Annotated in this window: 23 protein-coding genes; 13 read left to right on the forward strand and 10 right to left on the reverse strand. The window is 68.2% G+C overall.

Annotated features, from left to right (window positions below):
- Positions 1-179 precede the first annotated feature (179 nt).
- Positions 180-1,400 (forward strand): MFS transporter, encoded by a 1,221-nt coding sequence (locus tag ACQY8M_RS19725; protein WP_428658456.1) that lies wholly within the window; start codon positions 180-182, stop codon positions 1,398-1,400.
- Positions 1,401-1,464: 64 nt separating this feature from the next.
- Here ACQY8M_RS19725 and ACQY8M_RS19730 read toward each other — a convergent pair whose 3' ends face one another.
- Entirely contained in the window at positions 1,465-2,394 is a 930-nt protein-coding gene (locus tag ACQY8M_RS19730) for an aminotransferase class IV (protein WP_428658459.1), read from the reverse strand.
- An 18-nt stretch (positions 2,395-2,412) separates the two neighbouring features.
- A complete protein-coding gene (locus ACQY8M_RS19735) occupies positions 2,413-3,159 on the reverse strand; it encodes a GntR family transcriptional regulator (RefSeq protein WP_428658462.1) in 747 nt (248 codons plus the stop codon).
- Positions 3,160-3,257: 98 nt separating this feature from the next.
- On the opposite strand from ACQY8M_RS19735, the gene ACQY8M_RS19740 reads away from it, so the two are divergent.
- The 5 genes from ACQY8M_RS19740 (at position 3,258) to ACQY8M_RS19760 (ending at position 8,435) form a co-directional block, all read left to right on the forward strand.
- On the forward strand, positions 3,258-4,562 hold the full coding sequence (locus tag ACQY8M_RS19740; RefSeq protein ID WP_428658464.1) for an aspartate aminotransferase family protein: 1,305 nt from the start codon (positions 3,258-3,260) through the stop codon (positions 4,560-4,562).
- Positions 4,559-5,533 (forward strand): ABC transporter ATP-binding protein, encoded by a 975-nt coding sequence (locus tag ACQY8M_RS19745; protein WP_428658467.1) that lies wholly within the window; start codon positions 4,559-4,561, stop codon positions 5,531-5,533. The genes ACQY8M_RS19740 and ACQY8M_RS19745 overlap by 4 nt, the downstream gene beginning before the upstream one ends.
- A gap of 20 nt (positions 5,534-5,553) precedes the next feature.
- A complete protein-coding gene (locus tag ACQY8M_RS19750; protein WP_428658470.1) occupies positions 5,554-6,579 on the forward strand; it encodes an extracellular solute-binding protein in 1,026 nt (341 codons plus the stop codon).
- A gap of 82 nt (positions 6,580-6,661) precedes the next feature.
- Positions 6,662-7,480, forward strand: a complete 819-nt coding sequence (locus ACQY8M_RS19755; protein ID WP_428658473.1) for an ABC transporter permease — start codon at positions 6,662-6,664, stop codon at positions 7,478-7,480.
- Positions 7,481-7,628: 148 nt separating this feature from the next.
- Positions 7,629-8,435 (forward strand): ABC transporter permease, encoded by an 807-nt coding sequence (locus ACQY8M_RS19760; RefSeq protein WP_428658476.1) that lies wholly within the window; start codon positions 7,629-7,631, stop codon positions 8,433-8,435.
- On the opposite strand, the gene ACQY8M_RS19765 is transcribed toward ACQY8M_RS19760, so the two are convergent.
- The gene (locus ACQY8M_RS19765) at positions 8,416-9,309 is read right to left on the reverse strand and encodes a LysR substrate-binding domain-containing protein (protein ID WP_428658479.1); all 894 of its coding nucleotides are present in this window, start codon (positions 9,307-9,309) and stop codon (positions 8,416-8,418) included. The two genes, ACQY8M_RS19760 and ACQY8M_RS19765, sit on opposite strands and share 20 nt — an antisense overlap.
- 200 nt (positions 9,310-9,509) lie before the next feature.
- Between ACQY8M_RS19765 and ACQY8M_RS19770 the strand changes: the two genes are divergently transcribed.
- The 5 genes from ACQY8M_RS19770 to ACQY8M_RS19790 all read left to right on the forward strand — a co-directional run bounded on the left by ACQY8M_RS19770 (position 9,510) and on the right by ACQY8M_RS19790 (position 12,675).
- Positions 9,510-10,229 carry a sulfite exporter TauE/SafE family protein gene (locus ACQY8M_RS19770; protein ID WP_428658482.1) on the forward strand — a complete coding sequence of 240 codons (720 nt, stop codon included), beginning with the start codon at positions 9,510-9,512 and terminating at the stop codon, positions 10,227-10,229.
- Between the two features lie 112 nt (positions 10,230-10,341).
- Positions 10,342-10,674 (forward strand): antibiotic biosynthesis monooxygenase family protein, encoded by a 333-nt coding sequence (locus ACQY8M_RS19775; RefSeq protein WP_428658485.1) that lies wholly within the window; start codon positions 10,342-10,344, stop codon positions 10,672-10,674.
- 38 nt (positions 10,675-10,712) lie between these two features.
- Complete coding sequence (locus ACQY8M_RS19780) at positions 10,713-11,618, forward strand: hydroxymethylglutaryl-CoA lyase (protein WP_428658488.1); 906 nt, start codon at positions 10,713-10,715, stop codon at positions 11,616-11,618.
- Between the two features lie 3 nt (positions 11,619-11,621).
- Positions 11,622-11,828: a DUF433 domain-containing protein gene (locus tag ACQY8M_RS19785; protein ID WP_428658491.1), complete on the forward strand. Its 207-nt coding sequence runs from the start codon at positions 11,622-11,624 to the stop codon at positions 11,826-11,828.
- Between the two features lie 259 nt (positions 11,829-12,087).
- On the forward strand, positions 12,088-12,675 hold the full coding sequence (locus ACQY8M_RS19790) for a LysE family translocator (protein ID WP_428658494.1): 588 nt from the start codon (positions 12,088-12,090) through the stop codon (positions 12,673-12,675).
- Here ACQY8M_RS19790 and pbpC read toward each other — a convergent pair.
- Entirely contained in the window at positions 12,662-14,707 is a 2,046-nt protein-coding gene (gene pbpC / locus ACQY8M_RS19795; RefSeq protein ID WP_428658497.1) for a penicillin-binding protein 1C, read from the reverse strand. The genes ACQY8M_RS19790 and pbpC overlap by 14 nt on opposite strands.
- Before the next feature lie 118 nt (positions 14,708-14,825).
- The gene (locus tag ACQY8M_RS19800) at positions 14,826-19,808 is read right to left on the reverse strand and encodes an alpha-2-macroglobulin family protein (protein WP_428658500.1); all 4,983 of its coding nucleotides are present in this window, start codon (positions 19,806-19,808) and stop codon (positions 14,826-14,828) included.
- Positions 19,809-19,902: 94 nt separating this feature from the next.
- Here ACQY8M_RS19800 and ACQY8M_RS19805 point away from each other — a divergent pair, with 94 nt between their 5' ends.
- Entirely contained in the window at positions 19,903-20,367 is a 465-nt protein-coding gene (locus tag ACQY8M_RS19805) for a DUF1489 family protein (RefSeq protein WP_428658503.1), read from the forward strand.
- Between the two features lie 146 nt (positions 20,368-20,513).
- Here the strand turns inward: ACQY8M_RS19805 and ACQY8M_RS19810 are convergent, their stop codons facing one another.
- The 5 genes from ACQY8M_RS19810 to ACQY8M_RS19830 all read right to left on the reverse strand — a co-directional run bounded on the left by ACQY8M_RS19810 (position 20,514) and on the right by ACQY8M_RS19830 (position 23,888).
- Positions 20,514-20,957: a hypothetical protein gene (locus tag ACQY8M_RS19810; RefSeq protein WP_428658506.1), complete on the reverse strand. Its 444-nt coding sequence runs from the start codon at positions 20,955-20,957 to the stop codon at positions 20,514-20,516.
- 99 nt (positions 20,958-21,056) lie between these two features.
- A complete protein-coding gene (locus ACQY8M_RS19815) occupies positions 21,057-21,377 on the reverse strand; it encodes a hypothetical protein (RefSeq protein WP_428658509.1) in 321 nt (106 codons plus the stop codon).
- 10 nt (positions 21,378-21,387) lie between these two features.
- Positions 21,388-21,609, reverse strand: a complete 222-nt coding sequence (locus tag ACQY8M_RS19820; RefSeq protein WP_428658512.1) for a hypothetical protein — start codon at positions 21,607-21,609, stop codon at positions 21,388-21,390.
- 123 nt (positions 21,610-21,732) lie between these two features.
- Positions 21,733-22,656, reverse strand: coding sequence for a DUF2950 domain-containing protein (locus tag ACQY8M_RS19825; RefSeq protein ID WP_428658515.1), 924 nt, complete (start codon positions 22,654-22,656; stop codon positions 21,733-21,735).
- Positions 22,653-23,888, reverse strand: a complete 1,236-nt coding sequence (locus ACQY8M_RS19830; RefSeq protein ID WP_428658518.1) for a DUF3300 domain-containing protein — start codon at positions 23,886-23,888, stop codon at positions 22,653-22,655. The genes ACQY8M_RS19825 and ACQY8M_RS19830 overlap by 4 nt, the downstream gene beginning before the upstream one ends.
- Before the next feature lie 148 nt (positions 23,889-24,036).
- On the opposite strand from ACQY8M_RS19830, the gene ACQY8M_RS19835 reads away from it, so the two are divergent.
- Positions 24,037-25,503 carry a DUF2252 domain-containing protein gene (locus tag ACQY8M_RS19835; RefSeq protein ID WP_428658521.1) on the forward strand — a complete coding sequence of 489 codons (1,467 nt, stop codon included), beginning with the start codon at positions 24,037-24,039 and terminating at the stop codon, positions 25,501-25,503.
- The last annotated feature ends 20 nt before the right edge of the window (positions 25,504-25,523 follow it).

The raw sequence follows: 25,523 nt of genomic DNA on the forward strand, positions 1-25,523 counted from the left end.
GAAACATTGGAGATGCCCGAAGATCGGGACGTTCGAGCGGGTTGACACGCAGGGCAGCGAAACGGCGTTGTCCCGTCCAGGCCGGCCGTTCGTGCAGCGACACTTCGGGCAAGCAGCTCTTGACCCGTGGCCCGATAGCGGCACGCTGGCGCAAAACGCAAAAGAGGAAACGCACCAGCATGACCGTTATGAGCAGGGCCAACGCCTTGCCGATCCTGATCGCCGCCTCGGTGATGATGAGCCTCGCGATGGGCATGCGCCAGTGCCTGGGGCTTTTCCTGCCGCCGATGACGCATGCGCTGGGCCTGTCGGCTTCGGATTTCACCTTCGCGATAGCCATTCAAAACGTCATATGGGGGCTGGCACAGGCGCCGCTGGGCGCCATGGGCGACCGCTGGGGATTGCGTCCGGTCATGGTGCTGGGAGCAATGGCATACGTCGCCGCGATGGTGGCCCTGACAACCGCCGCGGGCTTCTGGACATTTGCCCTGGCGCAGGTGTTGCTCGGCGTCGGCATCGCCTGCACCGGATCGTCGCTGGCGATGACGGCTACGGCGCGCGCTGCGTCACCCGAGCGGCGCAGCGTGGTCCTCGGTATCGTCGGCGCCTTCTCCTCGGTCGGCACGCTCGTGATCGCGCCCGTCCTGCAGGCGCTGCTCGGCGCGTGGGACTGGCGATGGGGAGCGGCGCTGTTCGTGCTGCTCGCGGCGGCGATGGTGCCGGCGGCGATGATCACCGGGCGGGTAGACCGCCTGCCTCAGCCGTCGCTGCAGCGGGCGTCGGCTGCTGCGGCGATCGGAGAGGCGTTGCGCAACCGCCGCTTCGTCGTGTTGTGCGGTACGCATTTCGTCTGCGGGCTGCAGTTGGTCTTCATCAACACGCACCTGCCGAACTACCTGGCGCTCTGCGGCCAGGACCCGATGCTCGGTGCAACGGCGCTGGCCATCATCGGCGGCATCAACATCGCGGGCTGCCTGCTTGCCGGCTACCTGGGACAGCGCCACCTCAAGAACGTCCTGCTCGGGCTGACCTATCTCGCGCGATCCATCGTGCTGATGGTCTATTTCCTGCTGCCGCCCACTCCCGTCACCACGATCCTCTTCGCGGCGGCGATGGGGATGCTGTGGCTGGGCGTCATTCCGCTGGTGTCGGGCTATGTGGCCGACCTGTTCGGCACGCGCAACATGGCCACGCTGCTGGGCGTTTCGTTCGTCATCCACCAGATGGGCTCGGTCATGGGCGCCTGGGGCGGCGGCATGATCTTCGACATGTTCGGCAACTACGACTTCGCCTGGCGATTCGGCGTGTCGCTGGGCATCGTTGCGGGCTTCGTGCAGATCTTGTTCGGGGGACCCTCCGGAACATGGTCGGGCGCACGGCCCGTGTCGGCAGCGGGGTGAGAGCCTTGCACTTTCCTCCCCCGCGAAGCGGGGGAGGGAGGCTCGAGACTCTGGAGGTATCGGATTACTGGAGGAACTTCAGATACTGGCCGACGAAGTCGCAGCCGACGTCCTTCGCATAGGCGTCGATCAGCTGCTTGGTGATCGGGCCCGGGATCTTGCCGTCGGCGACCGGCGCGCCGTTGAAGCTGCGGACGGGCAGGATGCAGAGGCTGGTCGAGGTCAGGAACATCTCCTCGGCGTTGGCGGCGTCGAACATGTCGATGTCGCCCACCGTGCACTTGATGCCGAGCTGCTTGGCCATGTCGATCGTCATCTGGCGCGACACGCCGGGCAGCACGTAGCGCTCCGACGGCGTGAACAGCTCGCCGCCGGTGACGATGAAGATGTTGGAGCCCAACCCCTCGGCCAGGTTGCCGTTCTCGTCGAGCAGCAGGCCCCAGGCGTCGGGGTTCATCGCCTTCACCGGCTTCTCGGCCATGATCATGTTGAGATAGTTGTGCGTCTTGGCGCGCGGCGAGAGCATCGATGGCGCGGTGCGGCGCACCGTGGTGGTGATCACCTCGGCGCCGTCGCGATAGAGCTTGGCGCGCTTGGCGAGCGGCAGCGGCAGCACCTCGATCACGACGTTCGGCCCGGTGTGCTCCCAGCCCTCGTCGCCTACGGCATCGACGCCGCGGCTCACCCTCTGGCCGACCCACCAGTCGCCGACGGCGCCGCGCAGGTGCTCGTTCTTCTCGACGACCGCCTCGCTGTTGGCGACCATCTCCTTGGGCGAGATGCCCGGATCGATCTGCAGGTAGCGCAGCGAGCGGTAGAACCGGTCGATATGCTCCTTCAGCCGGAACGGCGTGCCCTCGAAGGTGCGCGTCATGTCGAAGGCGCCGTCGCCGTACTTCCAGCTCCGGTCTCGGAAGGGGATCACGACCTCGACTTCCGGCATGAACTTGCCGTTGAACCACGCGATGCGCTGATTGCTGAGTTGCTGGGCCATTGAGACGTCCTCTGCTGGTTAGACGAAACCTAAGGGGCTGGCGGGCGATGGGGAAGGCCGGCCGCGCCGGCGTTTCGCATCGACCGGCTGGGCGGGAGCGATCATGCCGTCCTCGTCGGCCAGGGCGGCGACATAGGACAGGGCGTCACCGATATCGCCTTCGATGTCGCGCCGTGCCGCGACCGCATCGTGCGCCGCCACCGCCTTGATGATCCGCAGGCGGCGTTCGGGTCCGCGCGGCGAGGCGACGAAGTCGGGATAGAGCAGATTCATGTAGGGGCCGGTCTGCAGCCACAGGCCTTCGATGACGCGTAGCAGGGTCGGCTGGCCGGCGATGGCGTAAAGGGCGAAATGGAATTCGCGGATCTTGGCCCGGTCCGCCGCGGTGTCGCCGCGGCTGCGCGCGGCGAGCAGCTCGTTGGCGATCCGGCGAAGCCGTGCTGCCTGCTCGCGGGTGGCGACGGCGGCGGCCTTCTCTGCCGCCAATCCTTCGAGCGCCAGCCGGATGTCGCGCAGCTCGAGGATCCTGTCGCGCGTCATGAGCGGCACACGGACCGACCGATTGGGCCGCATCTCGAAGGCGCCCTCGGCGACCAGCCGGCGGATCGCCTCGCGCACCGGCGTCAGGCTGACGCCCACGGTGCCGGCGATGAAGCGGAACGACAGCTTCTGCCCCGGCGTGAACCGGCCGGCCGTCAACGCCTCGCGCAGCCAGTCGTAGACATGGCTGCGCAGGGAGGTGTCGTCGGAGGCTTTCGGCGCCATCGGCCGGCAGCATAGCCGAGCTCGCTCGAATTTGTGATCACAAATTTCGATTGCCCGAAGAGAGGGCTCAAGGCATCGTTCTTGCTGGGTGAGGGATCATGCGCAACTACGCCAAGTCGATCGAACTCTATGAGCGGACGAAGCAGACCCTGGCGGGCGGCGTCAGCAGCAACGTACGCTATGCCGCCACGCCGGTGCCGCTGTTCTTCGACCGCGGCGAGGGCGCGCGGCTCTACGATGTCGATGGCAACGTGCATATCGACTATGTGCTCGGTAACGGCCCGGCCATCCTGGGCCATGCGCCGAAGCCGGTGGTCGACGCCGTGGCCGCGACGCTGGCGCTGGGGCAGGTCTATGCCGCGCAGCATCCGCGCGAGACCGAGCTGGCCGAGCGGCTGTGCCGGCTGCTGCCGGGCATCGAGGTCGTGCGCTTCGCGACCTCGGGCACCGAAGCGGTGCTGATGGCCTTTCGCCTGGCCCGCGCCTTCACCGGACGCACGAAGATCCTGAAGTTCGAAGGCCACTATCACGGCTGGACCGACCAGGCCTACATCAGCGCCCGGCCGTCGCTGAACGAGGCCGGCCCGGCCGACGCGCCGGTGCCGGTCGCGGGCTCGCCCGGCATGCCGCCGAGCGTGCTCGACGACACCGTCGTCGCCGGCTGGAACGATCTCGAGCTGCTGGCCCAGGCCTTCGAGCGCCACAAGGGCGAGATCGCCGCCGTCATCATGGAGCCCGTGATGGTCAACGGCGGGCCGACCGAGCCCAAGCCGGGCTATCTCGAGGGCGTGCGCGATCTCTGCCGCGCGAACGGGGCGCTGTTCATCTGCGACGAGGTCATCACCGGTTTTCGCGCCGGGCTGCGTGGGGCGCAGGGGCGCTACGGCGTCACGGCCGACCTCACGGTCTACGCCAAGGCCGTGGCGGCGGGCTTTCCGCTCGCCCTGGTCGGCGGCCGGCGCGACGTGATGGATACGCTGCTCGACAAGGGCGTGATGCACGGCGGCACCTACAACGGCAACGTCCAGAGCATGGCCGCCGCGCTGGCGGCGCTCGACGTGCTGGAGGCGGACGACGGCGGGGTCTATCGCGACCTCGAAGCGCGCGGCACGCGGCTGATGCAGGGGCTCGCCGCGATCTGCAGGAAGCACAAGGTGCCCGCGCGAGTGCAGGGATTGCCCGCGATCTTCCAGGTCTTCTTCACCGACGGCCCGGCGCCGTCCAACTATCGCGACGCCGTCGCCTGCGACCGCGACAAGGCGCTGGCGTTCCATTGCGCGCTGCAGGAAGAGGGCATCCGCACCAACCAGCAGGCCAAGTGGTTCCTCTCCACCGCGCACGACGACGCGATCGTCGACGAGACGCTGGCGGCGGCCGATAGAGCGATGGCGTCGATCGCATGAGCGATATCCGCCTCGAAGGCGTGACCAGGCGCTACGGGACGGTCGCGGCGGCGGACGAGGTCGATCTCGCGGTCGCGCAGGGCGAGTTCGTCACCATCCTGGGGCCGAGCGGGTCGGGCAAGACGACATTGCTGTCGCTGATCGCGGGCCTCAACCGGCCGACGGCGGGCCGTATCTTCATCGGCGGGCGCGACGTGACCGAGGCGACGGCGCAGGAGCGCAACATCGGCTTGGTGTTCCAGTCCTACGCGCTGTTCCCGCACATGACGGTGCTGGAGAACGTGTTGTTTCCCCTGGGCGTGCGGAAGATCACCGGGCCTCCGGCGCGCGCGAAGGCGCTCGAAGCGCTCAAGCTGGTGCGCCTCGACGGCCTGCACGACCGCCGGCCGTCGCAGCTTTCCGGTGGCCAGCAGCAGAGGGTGGCGCTGGCGCGCGCGATCGTGTTCAAGCCAGACATCCTGCTGCTCGACGAGCCGCTCGGCGCGCTCGACCGCAAGCTGCGCGAGGAGTTGCAGGTCGAGCTCAAGCAGCTCCAGCGCACGCTTGGCGTGACGACGCTGCTCGTGACCCACGACCAGGAGGAGGCGCTGTCGCTCAGCGACCGGATCATGGTCCTGAACCATGGCAGGACGCAGCAGGTCGCGGCGCCGACCGAGGCCTATCTCAAGCCCGCCAATCGTTTCGTCGCGGAGTTCCTGGGCATTGCCAATTTCGTCGGCCTCGACGGTGGACGCACCGGGCTGGTGCGGCCCGAGCGCGTGAGGCTCGAACCGATCGGCGTGAACGGCGGCAGGCCGGCGCGCGTGGTCGAGGCAATCTATCTCGGCCAGATGGTGCGCTATCACCTGGTGCTGGACGGCAAGGACGCGGCGCCCATGGTGGCCGCGGCGCCCTTCGTCGGCCGGGCGTGGCAGGCGGGCGAGCCTGTTGCCGTGTCGTGGGATGCGGCCGATATCTGGCCGGTGGCATGATCAACAAAAGGGGGACGGCGATGAAGAGGCGTACATTCGTGGCGGCGGCGGCGGCGAGCCTGCCGGCGGTCGGCATCCTCTCCGGGGCGGCGCGCGCGCAGTCCAAGGAGATCCGCATGATCGAATCGGGCGGCGCGTCGGGCGAGTCGATCCAGGTCGGCTACATCGATCCGCTCAAGGCCAAGACCGGCATCACGGTCGTGCGCGAGAGCCCGAGCTCGCTCGGCAAGCTGCGTGCGTTGGTCGAGAGCGGCCAGACCACGACGACGCTGTTCGAGCTCGGATCGGGCATCATCCTGCAGGCCAAGAAGCTCGGCCTGATCGAGAAGATCGATTGGGAGGCGGTGAAGCCCGCCGCGATGTTCCCCGAGGCGAAGAACGAGTACGGCTTCGGCTATCAATACTTCTCCACCATCATGGCGTGGCGCAAGGGCGCCAAGGAGCCGAAGAACTTCACCGAGTTCTTCGACACCAAGGCGTTTCCCGGCAAGCGCTGCCTGCCCGACTTCCCGCACTACTGCCTGCCGTTCGCGCTCCAGGCGGCCGGCGTGCCGATCGACAAGCTGTTCCCGCTCGACGTCGATCTCGCCTTCAAGAAGCTGAACGAGATCAAGAAGGACGTGGCGGTGTGGTGGAAGGCCGGCGCCCAGCCGCCGCAGCTCATGAAGGACAACGAGGTCCAGTATTCGATCTGCTGGTCGGGCCGGGTGGTCGGCGATCCGGCGTTCGGGCTGAACTTTGCGGGCGGCAAGGCCGACCTGTCGTTCATCGCCATCGTCAAGGGCGCCAAGCCCGAAGACAAGGCGGCCGCTTACAAGCTCTATCACGAGATGTCCCTGCCGGAGAACCAGGCCAAGGCGGCCGGCGTGATCTCCTACACCGGCCCGAGCCCCGACCTCGACGCGCTGCTGCCGCAGGACAAGCTCTGGCAGTTCCCGACCAGCAAGCAGAACAAGGCGGTGCAGTATTTCGAGAACGCCGAATGGTGGGCCGACAACGGCGAGGCCGTGAACAAGAAGTGGGAGGCCTTCAAGCTCAGTTTGTAGCTTCATTGGACCGCGCCCATCCTGCGCGCTCATGAGCATGAGCGCGCAGGATGGGCGCGGTCCACAAAGCATGACGCGATAGATGCGCTCCACCGGCTTTTCCTTCATCGCACCGCTGCTGGTGCTGATGGTCGTCGCCTTCAACCTGCCCATCCTCTACATGCTGGGCCTCGCCTTCTGGGAGAAGGGGCGGGGCTTCACGCTCGAGCATTATGAGGGGCTGGCCGAGGCGCCGGTCTATCTGCGCGTGCTCGGCAACACCATGCGCATCGCGCTGATCGCCACCATCGCCAACGTCGCGATCGGCTATCCGCTGGCACACTGGATGCGCGGCCTGCAGAACCGTGCGCGGCTGATCGCGATCGCGCTGGTCGTGCTGCCGTTCTGGGTGTCGATCCTGGTGCGCACCTATGCCTGGATCGTCGTGCTCGGCAACGGCGGGCTGGTGAACCGCTCGCTGCAATGGCTCGGCCTCACCGATGCGCCGGTGTCGTTCCTCTACAACGAGCTGGGCGTCACCATCGGCATGGCCAACGTGCTGCTGCCGTTCCTCGTGCTGCCGCTGTTCGCCGCCATGATCCGGATCGACGACCGGCTGCTGCAGGCCGCGGCCTCCCTCGGCGCGCCGCCGCGCACCATCTTCTGGAAGATCTATTTCCCGCTCACCCTGCCGGCGCTGGCGGCCGGCGCATTGCTCGTCTTCATCCTCTGCCTCGGCTTCTACGTCACGCCCGCGATCCTGGGCGGCGGCCGGGTACCGATGATCTCCAACCTGCTCGACACGCTGATCAACCAGATCCCGCGCTGGGAGCAGGCCTCTGCGATCTCCACGATCCTGCTGATCGTGACCTTGCTGATCTTCGCCGCCTACCGCCGCCTCGACCGCAAGGCGTCGGCATGAAGCACCTCACGTCGTCCGCTTTCAGGCTCCTCGCCCCCGCTAGGGGGAGAGGGCGGGTGAGGGGGCCAGGCCTGATCGTTCGATCATCTGTTCCCCCTCACCTAACCTCTCCCCCTAGCGGGGGAGAGGAATCTGGAGCGAGGAAGGCATGAGCACCGGCTCGCCCTGGACGCGGCGCTTGCTGGCGGCGGTCGGCATCTTTGGCCTGGTGTTCCTCACCGTGCCGATCCTGATCGTGATCCCGATGTCGTTCTCCTCGGCCAAGGCGCTGACCTTCCCGCCGCCCGGCTTCTCGCTGCGCTGGTACGAGGCCTTCTTCGGCGATCCGCGCTGGATGGAGGCGATGTGGATCTCGACCGGCGTGGCAGCGGTCTCGTCGCTGCTCGCGCTGGTGCTGGGCGGACTCGCTGCCTACGGCCTGCGGCGCGGCAGCTTCGCCGGACGTGACTGGGCCGAGGGCAACTTCATGGCGCCGCTGATCGTGCCCACGATCATCGTCGCCATCGCGCTGTATCTCGCTCTGGCCAAGATCGGCCTGCTGGGCTCGCTGCTCGGCCTAGTGCTGGCACACACCGTGCTCAACGTGCCGCTGGTCATGATGGTGATGGGCGTGGCGATCCGCGAGCTCGACCCGCGCATCGAGCAGGTCGCTTGGAGCCTCGGCGCGTCGTGGCGCTACACGGTCTGGAAGGTGATGCTGCCCAACCTCGCTCCCAGCGTCTTCGCTGCCTGGCTCTTTGCCTTCATCGGCAGCTTCGACGAGGTGATCGTCACCTCCTTCATCGCCGGCAAGCATGACACCGTGCCGAAGAAGATGTTCAACGAGCTGGTGCTCGAGGTGAATCCGACCATCACCGCAGTCGCGACCCTGCTGATCGGACTCACCGTGCTCGCGCTCGCCGCGATCACCGTCGTCCTGGCGCGCGCCGGAAAGCTCAAGCAGACGATCGTCTGAGATGATCGAGAAGCGCGCGGGCGTGGACGGGAAGGTCGCGCCCGGCCTTGACGCAGAGCCGCAGCCGCCGGCGCGCCCAGGAATCGGCGAGCGGTACGACCCGGATCGCCATCGACTTGCGGCAGCGCGCCGCCGCCGTTTGCGAGACGACGGCGACGCCGATGCCGCTTTCCACCACCCGGCAGAGCGCGTCGAAGCCCGGCAGCCGCACCCGTAGCCGCAGGGCCGTTCCGGCGCGGGCGGCGTGGCTGTCGAGATGCTCCTGTAGCGCGCTGCCAGTGGACAGGCCGACGAAGTCATGCGCCAGCGCCTCCCTGAACCCGATCCGGCGCTCCCCGGCCAGGGGATGTTTCAGGGGCGTAACCAGGACCAGCCGATCCACGGCAAAGGGAAAGGTCTCCAGCTCGGCGGCCGAATCGACGGCGTCGGCGACGATCCCGATCTCCGCCCTTCCGGCGGCCACGCCCCGCACGATCTCGGGACTGGGCCGCTCCTCGATCTCGACATCGACCTGGGGGTGTGCAGCGAGAAAGGGCCCGAGCAGCGGCGGCAGGAACTCCAGCGTCGCCGCCGTGTTCGACAGCACGCGCACCCGGCCGCGCAGGCCCTTCGCGAAGCCTCCCAGCTCGCCCCGCATGGCCTCGAGTTGGTGGATCACGAGGCGGGCGTGATGCAGCAAGGCGAGCCCCGCGGCGGTGGGCACCACGCCGCGCCGTTGGCGCTCGAAGAGGGGCGCGCCGAGCTCCTGCTCCATGTCGCGGATGCGCTCGCTTGCCGAGGCCAGCGCGAGACCGCTGCGCGCCGCGCCATGGGTGATGCTGGCGGCGTCGGCGACGTTCAGGACCAGCCGCAGATCGATCAGGTCAAAACGCATTTCACTTCCACGTCGTCGATAGCCGGGAGCGCGGCTCTCCAGAGCTGCTCATGGGATGTGGCAGGCCGAAGAAAGAGCGGCTCTGGAGAGCCGCGCTCCCAGCGCATCCGAGCGTACCAACGTTAGCCTTCGGAATGGCCGAAGGCTAGGGCGGCACCTTCCGCATTGTGACGGGCGTCAGCGCCCGACAGTTTTGCGCCATGTCATGGATCCTGATCGGTGCGACGTTCCTGCTGGCCGGCCTCGTGAAGGGCGTGATCGGCATGGGACTGCCGACCGTCGCGATGGGCCTGCTCGCGCTCGCCCTGCCGCCGGCCGAGGCGGCGGCGATCCTGGTCGTGCCGTCGATGGTCACCAATGTCTGGCAGCTCATGGCCGGCTCGCGCTTCGCCGCGCTGGCGCGGCGACTGTGGCCGATGATGGCGGCGGTTCTGCTCGGCACGATCGCCGGCGCCGGCGTGCTCGCGGGCAATGTCGCGGGGCTTGCGAAGATCGGGCTCGGCATCGCGCTCATCGTCTACGCGGTCGTTGGTCTTGCAGGCATCCGCCTCTCCGTCGCCGCCCGGCACGAGGGCTGGCTGGGACCGCTGGTCGGCGCTGCCACGGGGCTGGTCACCGGCGCGACCGGCGTGTTCGTGATCCCGGCCGTGCCCTACCTGCAGGCGATCGGGCTGGAGAAGGACGAACTGATCCAGGCGCTCGGCCTGTCTTTCACCGTCTCGACTGTTGCCCTCGCGGTCGGCCTGCTGCGGGTCGATGCCTGGCAGATGAGTTCCGTCTGGCTTTCGCTGCTGGCACTGGTGCCGGCGCTGGTCGGCATGCAGGTGGGCCAATGGCTGCGCCAGCGGATCTCCGCCGCCACGTTCCGCAGGGTGTTCTTTGCCGGCTTGCTTCTGCTCGGGGCGACCCTCGTTGCTTGATTCTCCCGTCGACCTCGAAGGAGCGTGCTGCTCCGCAACGACTCCGAGCCGTGCTATCGTTTACTTTACGCGGGCTCGAGAGCCGGCAAGTCGATTGTGAGGAGAGGGACGCATGTTCATCGCCATGAATCGTTTTCAGGTCATCCGGGGGCAGGAGGAAGCGTTCGAGCAGGTCTGGCTGTCGCGAGACACCCATCTGGACAAGGTGCCGGGATTTGTCGAATTCCACCTGCTGCGCGGGCCGCATCACGAGGACCATACGCTGTTTTCCTCCCATACCGTCTGGCGGTCGCGCGAAGATTTCGAGGCATGGACGCGGTCGGAAGCGTTCCGCCGGGCCCATCGCAATGCCGGAGACAACAAGCCGCTCTATCACGGCCATCCGAGCTTCGAGGGTTTCGAGGTCGTCCAGACGGTGAAGCCGGGTCTCGCTTCGGCGGCGTGACCGGTCCGGAGCGCGGGCGGGGTGGCGGAGGAAACAGCATGAATTATCCCAAGACGGTGCGGCTGGTCGAAGTCGGTCCGCGCGACGGCCTGCAGAACGAGGCGAAGCCGGTCTCGGTCGAGGCCAAGGTAAAACTGATCGATGCGCTGTCGGCGGCTGGCCACAGCGCGGTGGAGGCGGGCAGCTTCGTGTCGCCCAAGTGGGTGCCGCAGATGGCCAACACCGACGCGGTGATGGCCGGGATCAAGCGCAAGCCCGGCGTTAGCTATCCGGTGCTGGTGCCCAACAAGCAGGGCATGAACGGCGCAGTCGAGACGCGCTGCGAGGAGATCGCGATCTTCACCGCGGCGTCGGAGGCCTTCTGCCGCAAGAACACCAACTGCTCGATCGACGAGAGCTTCGAGCGCTTCGCGCCGGTGATGGAGGCCGCGCAAAAGCATGGCATGAAGGTGCGCGGCTATGTCTCGACGGTGATCGCCTGCCCGTACGACGGCAAGGTCGCTCCGGCCAAGGTCGCCGAGGTGTCGGACCGGCTGTTCCGCATGGGCTGCTACGAGGTCTCGCTCGGCGACACGATCGGCGTCGGCACGCCGGGCGAGTGCGTCGCCATGATCGATGCGGTCGCGGAGAAGGTGCCTCGCGAGAAGATCGCGGCGCATTTCCACGACACCTACGGCCAGTCGCTGGCCAACATCATGGCCGTGATGGAGCGCGGCATCGCGGTATTCGACACCGCCGTCGCCGGCCTCGGCGGCTGCCCCTACGCCAAGGGCGCGTCGGGCAATGTCGGCACCGAGGACGTGATCTACCTGATGAACGGCCTCGGCATCACCCACGGCGTCGACCTCGACGCCATCGCCGCCGCCGGCCGCGACATCTGCGTGGCTCTTGGCCGTGAGCCCGCCTCCAAGGTGGCACAGGCGCTGAAGGCGAAGGCGGCGTAGTTCGTGAGTGCTACCGCCTACGATCGCATCGTGCGCGATCCCGCTGTCCTTGCGGGAAAGCCGGTCATACGAGGTACGCGGCTTTCCGTGGAGCTTGTCAGTACCCTGCTGGCCGAAGGCTGGACTGAAACGGACATCGTGACGAATTATCCTGGTCTCTCTCGGGAAGACGTGCGCGCCTGTCTCGAATATGCAGGCAACGGACGATAGGCTCTTTTCTGTCATCCTGACCGCAGCGAAGGATCTGGCGGCAGGCTCAACGGCGTTCTTTGCAGCAGGCGCGAGGTCCTTCGCTTTGCTCAGGACGACAGGGGGATGTTGTGAATCGGCTGGGAGCGCGGCTCTCCAGAGCCGCTCATGGGACGTGTGAAGAGCATGAAAGAGCGGCTCTGGAGAGCCGCGCTCCCAGCAGTGCACGAACGTTCAAGACGCGACGTGTGATCGCCGCCATATCGGCGGGATGGAAGCTTTGCCTGGATTCCTGTTGGCCGGCGTGGCTCTTGCCGGCAGTCCCGGTCCGGCGACGCTGAGTCTTGCGGCGGCGGGGGCGGCGTTCGGGGCGCAGCGGGTCGTCGGGTATCTCGCCGGCATCGTCGTCGGCATGGTCGGCGTGATGGCGATCACGGCGAGCGGGCTGGTCGGGCTGCTGCTGGCGGTGCCGGGGGCGACGCCGGTCGTGACCGTCGCGGCGGCGGTCTATTTCGTCTGGCTGGCGTGGCGGATCGCGGCGGCGCCGCCGCTTGCGGTCGAGGGCGGCGAGCGGCGGCCGCCGAGCTTCGTCGGCGGGCTCGGGCTGTCGCTGGTCAATCCCAAGGGCTATGCGGCGATGGCGGCGCTGTTTTCGGGCTTCGTGCTGCTGCGCGATCGGCTGGCACTCGACGCGGCGCTGAAGATCGCGCTGCTCACGATGGTGATCCTCGTGGTCAACCTGCTGTGGCTGCAGGCCGGCGCGATGATGACGCGCTTCTTCCGCGATCCGCGCACCAATCGGATCGTCAACGTCGCCTTCGCCGTGCTGCTGCTGGCGTCTGTCGTGCTGGCGGTCAGGGCCGCCTGACGATGCGTACGGTGACGGCGCTGGAATGGCCGGCGTCGTCGACCACCGCGACCCGCGTCTCGCCCGCGCTGTCGGGCGTCCATTTGCTGCCGACGAGCGGCTGGCCGTCGATCAGCCAGCGCAGGGTGCCGCTGCCGCCCGCGGCGGCGAGCGCCACCGTCTCATGCGCGCGCAGCTCGAGCTTCGCGTCCGGTGGCGGATAGGCGATGCGCGGTGCGCCGCCGGCCTGCGCCGTCGCCGGACCCAGCATGCGCATGCGGAGCGGCAGCTCTTTCGACGCGGCGACCTTCATCACGTCGGCCGGCGCCGGCGGGGCGCGGTTGTCCTCGCCGGGCAGGCGGCCGAAGGCCTTGAACATCAGCGGCAGCGCGGCGAGCCGGCCGAGCTGGCCCGGGCGCGGCGTGCCATCGGCATGGCCGACCCAGACGACGACCGTCCAGTTGGCGCTGTAGCCTGCGGCCCAGGCGTCGCGGTAGCCGGCCGACGTGCCGGTCTTGTAGGCGATCCGCCGATCGCGCTGGGCGACCGGCAGTGAGGCGAAGCCCTCCGGCAGCGGCGCGTCGGCCAGGATGTCGCCGACATACCAGGCGGCGGCCTCGCCGATGAGGCGCACCGGCTCGGGCCGCGGCCGGTCGCGGCGCACTTGCGGCACGGCGAAGCGGCCGCCGTTGGCGAGGCCCGAATAGAGCCCGGCCATTTCCAGCGGCGTGATCGTGACGCTGCCAAGCGCCATGCCGAGGGAGTTGCCAGGATCGCCCGGCGGCAGGAGCGGTGTCGCGCCGGCGGTGCGCAGGGTCGAGAGGAAGCGCGCCGGGCCGACCTTCTCCAGTGCGAGCACGGCCGGGACGTTCAGCGACTGCTGCAGGGCGCGTCGCACGGTCACGGCGCCCTGGTGCTCGCGGTCGAAGTTGCGCGGCAGCCAGTCCTTGAAGCGCAGCGGTACGTCCTCGACCAGCGTCTCGGGATGCAGCGTGCGGTCGTCGAACGCCAGGGCATAGATCATCGGCTTCAACGCCGAGCCGGGTGAGCGATGGGCGCGCACGAGATCGACCTGACCGGCGCGACCGAAGAAGTCGCCGCCTCCAAGCCAGGCCACCACGCCGCCCGTGCGGTTGTCCACGACGACCATCGCGACCTGCGCCTTGTCGTCCATCTGGCCGCGCTCGTCGGCGACGAGCCGGCTCAGGGACGACTGAAGCTGGGAGCGGATCGTGGTCGGCACCACCGCGCCGGGGGCTTGGCCGGCGAGCCAGGTCGCGAGATGCGGTGCATTCATCGGCAGCGCGAGGCGGCGCTCCGGTACCGGCCGGCCGATCGCCATGTCGTACAGCGCGCGATCGATCACGCCGTCCTCCAGCCCGCGCGCCAGCACGCGGTCGCGGCCGGCTTGGGCGGCGGCAGGCGAGCGGTCGGGCCGGCGGCGGGACGGTGATTGGGGAATGGCGACCAGCAGCGCGGCCTCGGCCGCACTGAGCTGCTTGGGCTCCTTGCCGAAATAGGCCAGGGAAGCTGCCCGCACGCCCTCCAGATTGCCCCCCATCGGCGCGAGCGTGAGGTAGATCGCCAGCACCTCGCGTTTCGAATAGCGCCATTCGAGCTGCACGGCCCGCGCCGCCTCGATCACCTTGTTGACGAAGGTGCGCGGCCGGGGCTCGAGCAGGCGGGCGGCCTGCATGGTGAGCGTCGACGCGCCCGACACGATGCGCCCGTGCGTGATGAGCTGCCCGGTGGCGCGGACGACAGACAGCGGGTCGACGCCGGGATGGAACGCGAAACGGTTGTCCTCGTATGCCTCGAGCAGGGCGCGATAGATCGGATCGACTTCGTCGGGCGTGGTCTTGAGCCGCCACATGCCGTCGGTCGTGGTGAAGGCGCGCAGCAGGCGGCCGTTGGCGTCGACGATTTCCGTCGAGCGCTCCTGGTAGCGCGCGAGGTTCGGCGGAAAGATCCGGTCGAGCGCCAGTGCCCCCGTGGCCAGGAGGGCGGCGGCCAAGGCCGAGCCGATCAGCAAGCCCTTCCAGTGTCGCGTCATGGCTGGGAGCGCGGGTCTCCAGACCCGCTCAGAGTCATGAGCGGGTCTGGAGACCCGCGCTCCCAGCGATGATGTGAAGCTCGCGGTCTGCAAGAGGATGACATGACGTCTGCAGTCCTCATCGCGGCGCGATTGTCACGTGGCCCATCGCGGTGCGGCCGAAGATGCGGGGCGCATACATGTCGGAGGCGTGCACCGCGGGCAGGGCGAAGCTGCCGGGCGTCACGGCGCGCACCACGTAGGCCACGTGGAACGCATGGTCGTTCTTGCGCTCCTCGTCGCTCTCCCACCACGAGCGGTAGGGCTGGCGGCCAAGGTCGAGGGCGGCGAAGAAGCGGTCGTCGCGCGCCTCGGCGATGCGGGTGTTGGTGATTGCCGACAGGAACGGGAAGTTCTTCACCGTCTCGCTGTTCACCACCGACTCGATCTCGAAGCCGGCCGGCAGCAGGTCGAGCAGCGCCACCTGGTGATAGCCGCCGCCGGCGTTGAAGCCGTCGATCGAGACGACCAGCCGATCGTTCTGGCGCACCCGGGCGAGATCGGCTTTCCTGCCGTCGAGCGTGTAATAGCTGCGCTCGACCGCGAGGCCGGCTTCCGCCGCGGGCTGCGGGTCCTTCGGCACGCCGCGGGCGGTGACCTGCAGCCAGACCGGCCGCTCGCCCTCGTTCTTCACCCGCACGCCGCGCGCGATCGCTGCCGCATCGGGATTGATGACGACGGGCTCGCTCGCCGCCTTCTGAACGGCACCGTCGACCGAGTAGGAGAGCTCGCCGCCGCCGCTGGACATCGCCTTTGCCGCGAGCACCAGCCACGCCTGCTCCTGCGTGGTCGTGTATTCGACTTTCGCCACCATGCGCTCGCGCACCGCGGTAGCGACCGCTAGCAGGCCATCGCGGCCGGCCGCTTCCTGGGCCAGCGCCAGCAGCGCCGCCCGGTCACGCAGGCCTGAGCCGTAATAGTCGCTCGGATCGCGCTGATCGAGGCGCTGGCGGGCGATGCCGAAGGCGAGCCGCGCGCGGCCAGGCTCGCCGACCTGGTTCAAGGCGGCGGCGAGCTGGGTCCAGGCCAGGCCGCCGATGATCTTGCCGCCGCTCGTGTCCTGGAAGTAGCGGACGCGGCCGGCATCGGCGAGGCCGGCCTTGGCCAGCACGTACCAGGCATAGGCCTGCGCGTTGGGCGACATCTTGTCGGCCGAGCGGGCGAGCCAGCTAAGGCCACGCTGCAGCGAGGCGGCGGGCACGGCCATCTTCTGGTCGCGCGCCCGCAGCAGGAAGTCCATCGCATAGGACTGCAGCCACTCCGCCGCGGGTGACGAGAACGGCCCCCACATGCCGAACGAGCCGTCGCCCATCTGCATGTCGACGATGCGGTAGATCGCATCCTGAACGCGATCGCCGATCGTGGGATCGGCCGGGCCATACCCGAGCAGCGCCACGTCGTTGTAGTAGAGCAGCGGCAGCGCGCGGCTGGTGGTCTGCTCGATGCAGCCGTACGGATACTTGTCGAGTGCGCGCAGCAGGGCCGGCACGTCGATGCCGGGGATGCGCGACAGCGCGACGCTGACCTGCGCGGTGCCGGCCGCGAAGGGCGCGACGACCTCGCGATCGACCGTCAGCTCGCGCGACGGTTCGAGCTGGGAGACCGCGTCGACGGCGCTCGGCGTCTGCGCCGCGCGGACCTGGATGTCCCATTCGCGGCGGACCGCGTAGTTCCCCGGGCCGCTTACCGCGACCGCGACCTTGCCGAAGCCGACGTCGCCGGCCTTCAGCGGCCAGGTCATCAACTCGCGCTGGTTGGCCGCCAGTTGCTTTGTCTCCGACACCGGCCGTTCGAGCGCGACCGATCCGGTCGCTTCCAGCGTCACCTTGTACTCACCGGCCTGGCCGTCGACGTTGTGCAGCGACAGGGCCACGCGGCCGGTATCGCTGGGTGCGAGGAAGCGCGGCAGGATCACGTCGGCGGTGACGGCGTCGCGCACGAACAGTCGCGCCTCGCCCGAGCCGACCTTGTCCTTGTCGTAGGCTACCGCCATCAGCCGCAGCTGGCCGATAAAATCGGGGATCTCGAGCGTGACCTTGGCCTCGCCCTTGTCGTCGAGCTTTACCGGACCGCTGAACAGCGCCACGGTGCGGGTCGGCACGACGTCGAGGCCGCCGATGTCTCCCGCATCGCCACCGGTGCGGATCTTGCCGAGCTCGTCGGCCCTGGCATCGAGCAGGCGCCCATAGTCGTCGCGCACGTCCAGGCCGAGCCGCCGCTTGCCGAAGTAATACTCGGCCGGCTGGGGCGTCTTGAAGCGCGTGAGCTGCAGGATGCCTTCATCGACGGCAGCCAGTGTGACAAAGGCCTCGCTGCCCTGGGCGTTGGCGACTCTGAGCGGCACCTCGATGCGCTGGCGCGGCGTCACTTTCTCGGGCGCGGCGATCTGCACGGCGAGCGTGCGCAGCGCGGGATCGAGGGCGAGCCAGACCGCGCCGATGGCACGCACCGGCGTGCGCTCCGCGGGCGAGGCGAGCGGCCGCCAGGCGGTGACCAGTGCGTAAGCGCCGGCGCCCCAGTCGCCCTTGATCGGGACGTCGATCGTCGTGCCGCCGGCGGCGACCTGCGTGCTGTAGGTCGCCAGCACCTTGTCGGTCGCGATGGTGACGATGGCTTCGCCGGCGAAGGGCGCCTCGATTCGCAGCTTGGCGGTGTCGCCGGGGGCGTACTTCTCGCGATCGCTCGCGACTTTCAGTGTGTCCGGGGCATCCTCGGCGCCGCGGCTGCCGCCGTACCAGCCGACATAGAAGGTGACGGTGGTGGAGGTGTTGGCGCGCTTGTCGGTGACGGTGAGGCGGTGCGGCCCCCACTGCAGGCGCTTGGAGAGGTTGACCGGCGCGTCGGCCTTCAGCGCCAGGGTGCCGGCATCGACCTCGCGCTCGCGGGTCGTGCTTTGCCAGCGCCAGCGGCCGTCGCTCTGGTACCACTGGTAGTCGTAGGTGATGCGCGTGATCGAATAGTCGACCGAGTCGGCGACCTGCTTGCCGTCGGCATTGACGGCGACGAGGTCGAAGGCAGTGTCGGTGCCTTCCCGGGCATAACGGCCCTCGAACGTCGGGCTGACGCCCAGATAGACATCGCGCGTGCGCAGCGGCAGCGTCTTGTCGGTCTTGGTGGCGCGGCCGTTGCCGGGCTCGAAGACGCGGGCCGTGATCTGGGCACGGAGCGCGAGGTCGGTGTCCTTGACCTGGTCGCCTGCCCATTCGATCCGCGATTTGCCATTCTCGTCCGTTTCCGGGCCGCCGAGCGTGATCAGCGGCGGCTCGAAGTTCTTGCGCGCCTCCTCGGAGCCGAAATTGTACCTGGCGAAGGCGGGGAAGGGATTGGGGTCGACAACGACGCGCAGGTCGCTCTCGACCGTGAGGCCGGAGGCGGGCGCGCCGTAGAGGAAGTCGGCCGAGAGATCGAAGGTGGTTGTCCTGCCGGTGCGCAGGATGGAGTCTTTGGTCGAAAGCTCGACCTTGAGCTTCTCCGGCACGAAATCCTCGACCGAGAATTCGGCCCGGCCGACCGGCGCCGCCTTGGGATCGATGTACGCGGCCACGGACCACAGGCCGCGACGCGAGGACTTGGGCAGGTCGATCGCCTGGTGCAGCGCGCCCGCGCCGGCGAGCGCCGTCGTGTAGCGCGTGAACTCGCTGCCGTCCGGGCGCTTCACGATCAGCGTCACAGGAATGTCCTTCAGCGCGACGGCGCTGTCGTCGCGCAGGAGGACCATCAGCTGCACCGTCTCGCCGGGGCGATAGACGCCACGCTCGGTGTAGAGGAAGGCGTCGACCGGGCCGGGCAGGGCGCGACCATCGATGCCGCGGTCGGACAGGTCGAAGGCGGCCTTGGTGAGCTCGAGCCGCGAGAATTCCTGCTTGTTGGCGTCGGTCACCATGACCGAGGTGGCCTCGGCGGCGCCGCGGCCACGCAGCAGGCCGGCCGGGAAGGTGGCGCGGCCGTCGGCGCCGGTGACAGCCTTGCCGATTGGCTCGTTGCCGCGCGACAGCAGCACGACTTCATGCTCGGGCAGCGGCTGGGCGCTGGCGATCGAGCGGGCGAAAACGGTCAGGCCGTCGCGGCCCGTGAGAGTGGTGAGGGCGATATCGGTATCCATCACCCACATGCCGGCGACGCTCTTGCGGCTCTCGTCGTCCTCGCCGTAGTCGCCGTCGTTCTCGCGGATCGAGCCGTCGGCAGCGTTCCACGCAACGACGAAGTAGGCGCCGGGCTTCCAGTCCTGCACCGTCTCGCGGATCGGAAAGGCGGTGGTGACCGGCTGGTTCAGGACGTTGCGCACCTCCATGGTGCCGCGCCAGATCCGCTTGCCGTTGTCGCCGTTCAACCACTGGCGCAGCGTATAGAACTCGGTCATCGGCTCGCTGCCGGGGAAGGTCGCGTCGTAGCGGTCGATGAACTTGTCGAGGCCGCGCTCGTTCACGCGATAGACCGAGAGGGCGAGCTTGGAGACGTTGACCGTGGTGATCGGCAGGCCGGCGGCGGTGCCACGCGGCAGGATGAAGCCCTTGCCCGGCAGCGTAATGACGGCGGGACGCGGCCCGAGCGCCAGCTCGACCTTGCGCTCGTCGGCGAGCTTGGAGCCGTCGGCGCTGGGAAAGCCCGACAGCAGTGTGACCGAATAGTCCTGGCCATAGGTGAGGCCGCCGATGCAGAGCTTGTCGTCGACCACCCGCAGCGCCGATCGCACTTCGGGCGCGATGCGGACATAGTCGGCGTATTTCACCGTGTCGCCGGTGGCCAGGGGCTTGTTGAAGAACAGGCAGCTGTCGGCTTCGGCGGCGGAGTTGTCGATGCTGAGCCGGCGATAGGCGAAGGCTTCGGCCGGTGCGGTGGGGGCGGGTGTCGTCGTTGGCAGGGTGGCCGGCGTCGGCGCAGGACGTTGCGCGACAGGCGCCTGTGGAGCGGGTGCCGGCGTCTGGGGCGCCGGCGCGGTTGCCGTGCGGGTGGGCGGTGCTGCCGTGTCGAGGGAGTCCGTGGGCTTGCCGATGAGATAGCCCGCGATGCCCGATCCCAGCATCAGCGCCACGATCAGAGCAGACAGCATCGTCTTGTTCATCGTTTTTCCCCGCCACCGCGTGCCCGGACTCTATCTCCCCAATTGTGCAGGGACTGTGGAGAGGTCGGGGGATGGTTCCAAATATTCCGATGCTGTGGCGGCCAAGTCACGCTATCAACCGGCCGTCATGGTGCTGCATCTGATCAAGCTCGCGGTCGGCGTCGACGATCTCGCCCACATGAAGAAGGTTCAGTCTGCCCGAAGGAAGCAGCGCCGCCAGGGACCGCGCACGCCGCACTGGGTCTATACCCGCAATACGCCGCGCCGTGCCGAGGAGCTGCTGCAGGGCGGCTCGCTTTACTGGGTGATCCGCGGCGTGATCCGCTGCCGCCAGGAGCTGGTCGGGTTCGAGGAGGATTTCGACAAGGAAGAGGCGCACAAATACTGCCGCATCAAGGTCAAGCGGCCGATCATCGCCACCGCGCCGCGCGCGTGCCGCGCCTTCCAGGGCTGGCGCTACTATTCGTCCGACGACGCCCCGCCCGACCTGTCGCACGGCGACACGGGCGACATGCCGAAGGAAATGGCCGACGAGCTGAAGCGGCTGGGGCTGCTGTGAGGCTCATATTTCCTCCCTGCGCGCAGCGCGGGGAGGTGTCAGCGTCTTACGCTGACGGAGGGGTCATCGGCCGCACCGATGCTGTGGCCTCCGACCCCTCCGTCGCGGATTACCGCGCCACCTCCCCGGCTTCGCCGGGGAGGAAATCACTGCTTCTTCCGGAGGCGTGTTTGGGGCTTCTTCGGCAGGATCGGCCCTTGCGGCGGCGCCATGCGGGCGGCGGCCTTCTCGGCGAGCCAGGCGCGGGCGCCGGCTTCCGTCCTGAAGAGCGCGGCCGGGCGCTGCGACGGCGAGACGTTGGTGAAGCGGCGGAACGCGAACTCCAGGGCCGGGTCCGTGCCGAAGACCGCCAGCGGCCCGCTCTCCAGCGTGGCGGTGTAGGCGCTGAGCCGCGCGCCCATCATCATCACGTCGTCGTCGCTGTAGACCGGCTGGAAGCGTGTCGCGTCGAACAGCTTGGCGTAGCCCATCGCATCAGCCACGGCGATCGCATCGAAATGCTCCTCCATGTCCTTGAGCGTGAGAGGTCCGTCCAAGACCACGATGTGCACGAACTTCTTCGAATGATCGATTGTCCACTGCAGGGGCATGTTTACCTCGATGGCCGTCCCTCCTCAGAACGGCAACGCGTAGTTCAGGATCGCGGTCCGGCGTCGAGCGGCCGGGGGCGCGGCTCTCCAGCAAGCGCCCTAGCGCTTGGGCAGCTTGTCTTTCTCGGCGAGAATCGCCCGATCGATCACGGTGAAGAGGTAGGCGTCCGGCGCTAGCGTGCAGCCGCCGCGCACCAGCAGCGCGAGACGGCCGCCGCGCTCGTCGTCCGGAAGCACCACGCCGCGCGCGCGCGCCGAATGCTCGGCCAGCGAGATCGACAACGCGATGCGTGCATCAGGCGTCATGGCATGCGCTTCGCGGCAGGTGACGTAGGCTGCCTGATCGAAATTGAGCGACTGCGCTTCGGCGGTCGAGGCGAAGCAAGCCAGCAGGGCTCCGGCGACGGCAAGGTTTCTCATGGTTCGCTCCCTACCGGTTGTTCTGGATCGCTGTGCCGCCCAGGTAGCCGACCGCGCCGCCGATCAGGCCCGCGCCGACCACCGCCCCGAAGCTGCCGCCCGCGACCAGCCCGATGCCGGTGCCGGCCGCCGCGCCGATGGCCGCGCCTTTCTCGGGGGTCGTCCAGGGCCGGTCACAGGCGCCGACCAGGCAGATCGCCATGGCCATGGCAACGAGTCTCGATGAAATCATCTCTCCCTCCTTATGCTCACGCTATCTCGACACCGTCGTCCCGGCCGAAGCGGAGGAACCCGTCCATGGGCTTCTGCCGATATCAAAGAGATCCCTCGACTTCGCTCCGGGTTACGGAATGACTCACGGCGGCGTCGTGTCCGACTTCTGCCAATTCTTGTCCGGGTCGAACAGCGTGATGGCGGCAGCGCGCTGCGCGGTATCGGGACCGAGATCCTGCTCGTAGACCACGCCGTCCTGGTTGACGATGAAGCTCATCACGCCTGTCTCGCCGTAGCGCACCGGCCAGGCAATCGCGCCGAAGCCACCGATCATGCGACCGTTCACGAGGTAGCTGTAGGCGCCGCCCTTTGCCGCCGGTCCCTGGCCGTAGAGCAGGCGATAGTGATAGCCGTAGTAGCCTTCGCGCTCGTTGCTGCCGGGTTGGGCCTTGGCGATCAGCGCGCCGAGCGGGCTCTCGGGCTCACCGGGCCTGGTCTCCCAATAAAGCCCGTCCTTCTTGCCGGGCGTGCTCAGCAGGCGGCGGGCATAGGTCGCCACGCCGGTCTTCATCGGGTCGAGCGCCGAGTAATCGCGCTGCGCGTCGACGAGAGCGAGCAGGCTCTGCACCACGGTGAGCTCGTTGCGGCCGATCTCGCGCGCCCTGAGCTCGGTGCGGCCGGCATCGACGTCGAAGCGCCAGCCCGCCGCTTCCTTGACCAGCGGGATCGGCATGACGAAGCCGGTCGTGCCGACCTCGATGGTCGCCTTGTCGCCATCGGCCACGACCTTGTGCGCGGCGTCCCAGGCGGCGAGGAAGTCGGCGCGCTGCTTGTCCTCCTCGTCCGGGGTGCCCTTCACGAAGTCGCGCCAGCCCGCGCCCAGAATCGCCGCCGTCGCCTTGTCGTCGTTCTTGCGCAGGGCGTCGACGATGGCATCCGCCGCGGCTTCGGCCGTCGGGAAAGCCTGTTGCTGGGGCGCCTGCTGGGGCGCCTGCGCGAGCGCTCCCAGGCTGAGGCCCACGACCAGCGCGAGCGCGGCCAGGACCGATCTAGTCACGCTGCTCATCGCCGACCTCCGCCATGGCCGCCGCCACCGCCGCCTCTCGCGCCACCGCCACCCCCGCCGCCGCCGCCTCTCGCACCGCCGCCACCGCCACCGCCACCGCGCTGGGGTTGCGGATGCGATTGCGCCCGGTTGATCTGCTGCTGACCGCGCTGACCCTGACGGTTGATCTGCTGGCCGTGATTGACCCCGCCGATCGCGTTCGGGCGCTGTGCGTTGCCGCGGTTCATCTGTTGCGGCGCGTTTGGCCGCTGAACGCCGCCGCCGCCCCCGCCGGGACGATTGCCGACCTGCGGGAGGTTGCCCGCCTGGGGCCGATTGCCGGGGCCGGAGGGGTCGGCAAGCCGGCCGCGGAACTCGTCGCGCTGGGCGGCACCCGGACGTGGCCCCTGGTTGAACCTCTCGCGGGTGGCGTTGTCGCGATAGCCGACGCCCTTGCGGTGGTCGACCTGGTGTCTCCAACGGCCGTCGGTATTGATGTTGTTGCGGTTGAAATTGTTGTCGATGTTGACGGCACGGTTGACGTTCACGCTGGCGTAGGAATTGCCACGTCCGCCCCAAGCCCAGCCGCCGAATATCGCGCCCGCGGCGGCGATGCCCACGCCCCAGAGGATGCCGGTGGCGAGCGGCCCGCCGAACGGATAGTAGGTCGGCGGATAGGCCGGATAGGGCCATGTCCCGTAGGCCCAGCTCGGGTTATAGGAGGGGACGTAGACCACCTCCGGGTTGGTTGGCTGGATGACGTATTGGATGCTGTCGCCCGAACCCTGCGTCGTCACGGTCTGCTGCGGCGTGCTCTGCAGGTTGCCGGCGGCCGCGGCCTTGGCGCGCAGCCGCTGGATCGAATCGGCGACGTCGCTTTCCTGGGAGATCATCGCGTCGCCCATCTTCTGGGTCCACTCGAGATGCTCGTTGAGGTTCGCCAGCACGTCGGGGAAGGCGACCAGCGACTTCACGCTCGTGTCCCAGTCCTTGTCCTTGACCGCCTGGACCGCGGCGTCGCCTTTCAGGGTGGAATTGGCTTTCGACCAGCGCGCCGCCTCGACGATCTCCAGCGGATAGCCGGAAGCCATCAGAATCTGTGAAAGAAGACCGTCGGGATAGAGCGCGATCGGCGCGAGCATCTGGTCGAGCTCTTCCGGCTTGAACTTCTTGTCGTCCTGGGCACGGGCCACCTGCACGGCGCCGAACGCACAGGCGCCGGCCGACAACGCCAGAAAAGCTCGACGCTTCATGGCGTCTCTCCTTGAATTGACCTGGTCGAACCTAGACCGGAGATGGAATCGTTGCCAGTACTGTTGCATCCGAAGGGGCAGATCAACTGTTCACGCATGAGCATTTGCGGCAAATCCCGGCCGGTATTCTGCTCGTGAGGAGCGAGCCATGACCGTCGTCACTCTCAACGCCGATATCGATCCGTCCTACTACCGCATGCAGGAGGCGACCGGCGACAAGGCGCTGATCGAGACCTTCATGGCCAGGCGCCCGTCGGTCGATGAGCGCGCAGCGGCGGGCAAGGCGTTGCGCGAAACGGTGCCGCGTGCCAGCCACGCGCGCTACGAGCCGCCCGCCGACCGGGCCGATCCGGTGTCGATTCTCGAGAGGCAAAACGAAGGGCGCGTGCCCAAGCTCGTGCCGGTGCGTTTCGCGCGCATGCTCGCATCCCCGTTCACCTTCCTGCGCGGCTCGGCGGCGGTGATGGTCAGCGACCTTTCGGAAACTCCGGTGACGGGCATGCAGGTCGCGGCCTGTGGCGACATGCATGTCTCCAACTTCGGCGTCTACGCTTCGGCCGAGCGCAATCTGATCTTCGCCATCAACGATTTCGACGAGGTCCACCCCGGGCCGTGGGAATGGGACGTCAAGCGCCTGGCGGCGAGCGCCGCGGTGGCCGCGCACTTCATGGGCGCGGACAAAGTGCAGGCCGAGGAGGCAGCGCAGGCGGTCGTGCGCTCGTATCGCAAGCGCATCCGGCGCTACGCCGGGATGGGCTTTCTCCAGGTCTGGTATGAGCGGATCGACGAGCACTCCGTGCTCGAGGCCATCTCGCCCAGGCTGCGGCGCAACACCGAGCGCACCTTGGACAAGGCGCGGACCAAAGGCCACGTCCGGGCGCTCGAGAAGCTCACCGCAGAGGTCGACGGGGAGCACCGCTTCATCGAGGACGTGCCGCTGATCGTGCGCGAGACCCATTCGGATACCGGCGTGCCGGCGGCGGAGGCGCTCGACAGGATGCTTCATGCCTATCTCGACTCTCTGACCATCGACCGCCGGGCGCTGCTGTCGCGCTACCGGATTGTCGACGTGGCGCGCAAGGTGGTGGGCGTCGGCAGCGTCGGCACCAGTTGTTGGGTGATCCTGCTGCAAGGCATCGATCGCGACGATCCGCTGTTTCTGCAGGTCAAGCAGGCGAACCCCTCCGTGCTGGCGCCCTACGTCTCGACCAGAGTCCATTTTCCCGACGAGGGTCGGCGCGTTGTGGCAGGGCAGCGGCTTACGCAAGGATCACCCGACATCTTCCTCGGCTGGGGAACGGTCGGCGAGCGCCATTTCTACGTCCGCCAGCTTGCCGACATGAAGGGCAGCGTGAAGTTCGGCGAGCACGATACGGCGGGCCTCGGCGGTTTCGTCGAGTATTGCGGCCTGTGCGGATGGGCGCTGGCGCTGGCCCACGCCAAGAGCGGCGACGCGGCCATGATCGCCGGCTATTGCGGCACGTCGGCCGCGCTCGACGAGGCGATCGGCAAATTCGCGATGGCGTACTCGAAGCAGACCGAGCAGGACCACGCCGCGCTCGACAACGCCCGGCGGATCGGCCGGATCAGGGTCGCCGCGAACGCCGTGGGATAGCAGCACGGCGCGACAAGCCG

The organism is Reyranella sp., assembly GCF_965279465.1.
GTDB lineage: Bacteria > Pseudomonadota > Alphaproteobacteria > Reyranellales > Reyranellaceae > Reyranella.

What these genes read in the sequence shown, in the direction of transcription:
- ACQY8M_RS19725 (WP_428658456.1), top strand. Translation starts at nt 180, where the DNA reads ATGACCGTTATGAGCAGGGCCAACGCCTTGCCGATCCTGATCGCCGCC.
- ACQY8M_RS19730 (WP_428658459.1), bottom strand. Translation starts at nt 2,394, where the DNA reads ATGGCCCAGCAACTCAGCAATCAGCGCATCGCGTGGTTCAACGGCAAG.
- ACQY8M_RS19735 (WP_428658462.1), bottom strand. Translation starts at nt 3,159, where the DNA reads ATGGCGCCGAAAGCCTCCGACGACACCTCCCTGCGCAGCCATGTCTAC.
- ACQY8M_RS19740 (WP_428658464.1), top strand. Translation starts at nt 3,258, where the DNA reads ATGCGCAACTACGCCAAGTCGATCGAACTCTATGAGCGGACGAAGCAG.
- ACQY8M_RS19745 (WP_428658467.1), top strand. Translation starts at nt 4,559, where the DNA reads ATGAGCGATATCCGCCTCGAAGGCGTGACCAGGCGCTACGGGACGGTC.
- ACQY8M_RS19750 (WP_428658470.1), top strand. Translation starts at nt 5,554, where the DNA reads ATGAAGAGGCGTACATTCGTGGCGGCGGCGGCGGCGAGCCTGCCGGCG.
- ACQY8M_RS19755 (WP_428658473.1), top strand. Translation starts at nt 6,662, where the DNA reads ATGCGCTCCACCGGCTTTTCCTTCATCGCACCGCTGCTGGTGCTGATG.
- ACQY8M_RS19760 (WP_428658476.1), top strand. Translation starts at nt 7,629, where the DNA reads ATGAGCACCGGCTCGCCCTGGACGCGGCGCTTGCTGGCGGCGGTCGGC.
- ACQY8M_RS19765 (WP_428658479.1), bottom strand. Translation starts at nt 9,309, where the DNA reads ATGCGTTTTGACCTGATCGATCTGCGGCTGGTCCTGAACGTCGCCGAC.
- ACQY8M_RS19770 (WP_428658482.1), top strand. Translation starts at nt 9,510, where the DNA reads ATGTCATGGATCCTGATCGGTGCGACGTTCCTGCTGGCCGGCCTCGTG.
- ACQY8M_RS19775 (WP_428658485.1), top strand. Translation starts at nt 10,342, where the DNA reads ATGTTCATCGCCATGAATCGTTTTCAGGTCATCCGGGGGCAGGAGGAA.
- ACQY8M_RS19780 (WP_428658488.1), top strand. Translation starts at nt 10,713, where the DNA reads ATGAATTATCCCAAGACGGTGCGGCTGGTCGAAGTCGGTCCGCGCGAC.
- pbpC (WP_428658497.1), bottom strand. Translation starts at nt 14,707, where the DNA reads ATGACGCGACACTGGAAGGGCTTGCTGATCGGCTCGGCCTTGGCCGCC.
- ACQY8M_RS19800 (WP_428658500.1), bottom strand. Translation starts at nt 19,808, where the DNA reads ATGAACAAGACGATGCTGTCTGCTCTGATCGTGGCGCTGATGCTGGGA.
- ACQY8M_RS19810 (WP_428658506.1), bottom strand. Translation starts at nt 20,957, where the DNA reads ATGCCCCTGCAGTGGACAATCGATCATTCGAAGAAGTTCGTGCACATC.
- ACQY8M_RS19815 (WP_428658509.1), bottom strand. Translation starts at nt 21,377, where the DNA reads ATGAGAAACCTTGCCGTCGCCGGAGCCCTGCTGGCTTGCTTCGCCTCG.
- ACQY8M_RS19820 (WP_428658512.1), bottom strand. Translation starts at nt 21,609, where the DNA reads ATGATTTCATCGAGACTCGTTGCCATGGCCATGGCGATCTGCCTGGTC.
- ACQY8M_RS19825 (WP_428658515.1), bottom strand. Translation starts at nt 22,656, where the DNA reads ATGAGCAGCGTGACTAGATCGGTCCTGGCCGCGCTCGCGCTGGTCGTG.
- ACQY8M_RS19830 (WP_428658518.1), bottom strand. Translation starts at nt 23,888, where the DNA reads ATGAAGCGTCGAGCTTTTCTGGCGTTGTCGGCCGGCGCCTGTGCGTTC.
- ACQY8M_RS19835 (WP_428658521.1), top strand. Translation starts at nt 24,037, where the DNA reads ATGACCGTCGTCACTCTCAACGCCGATATCGATCCGTCCTACTACCGC.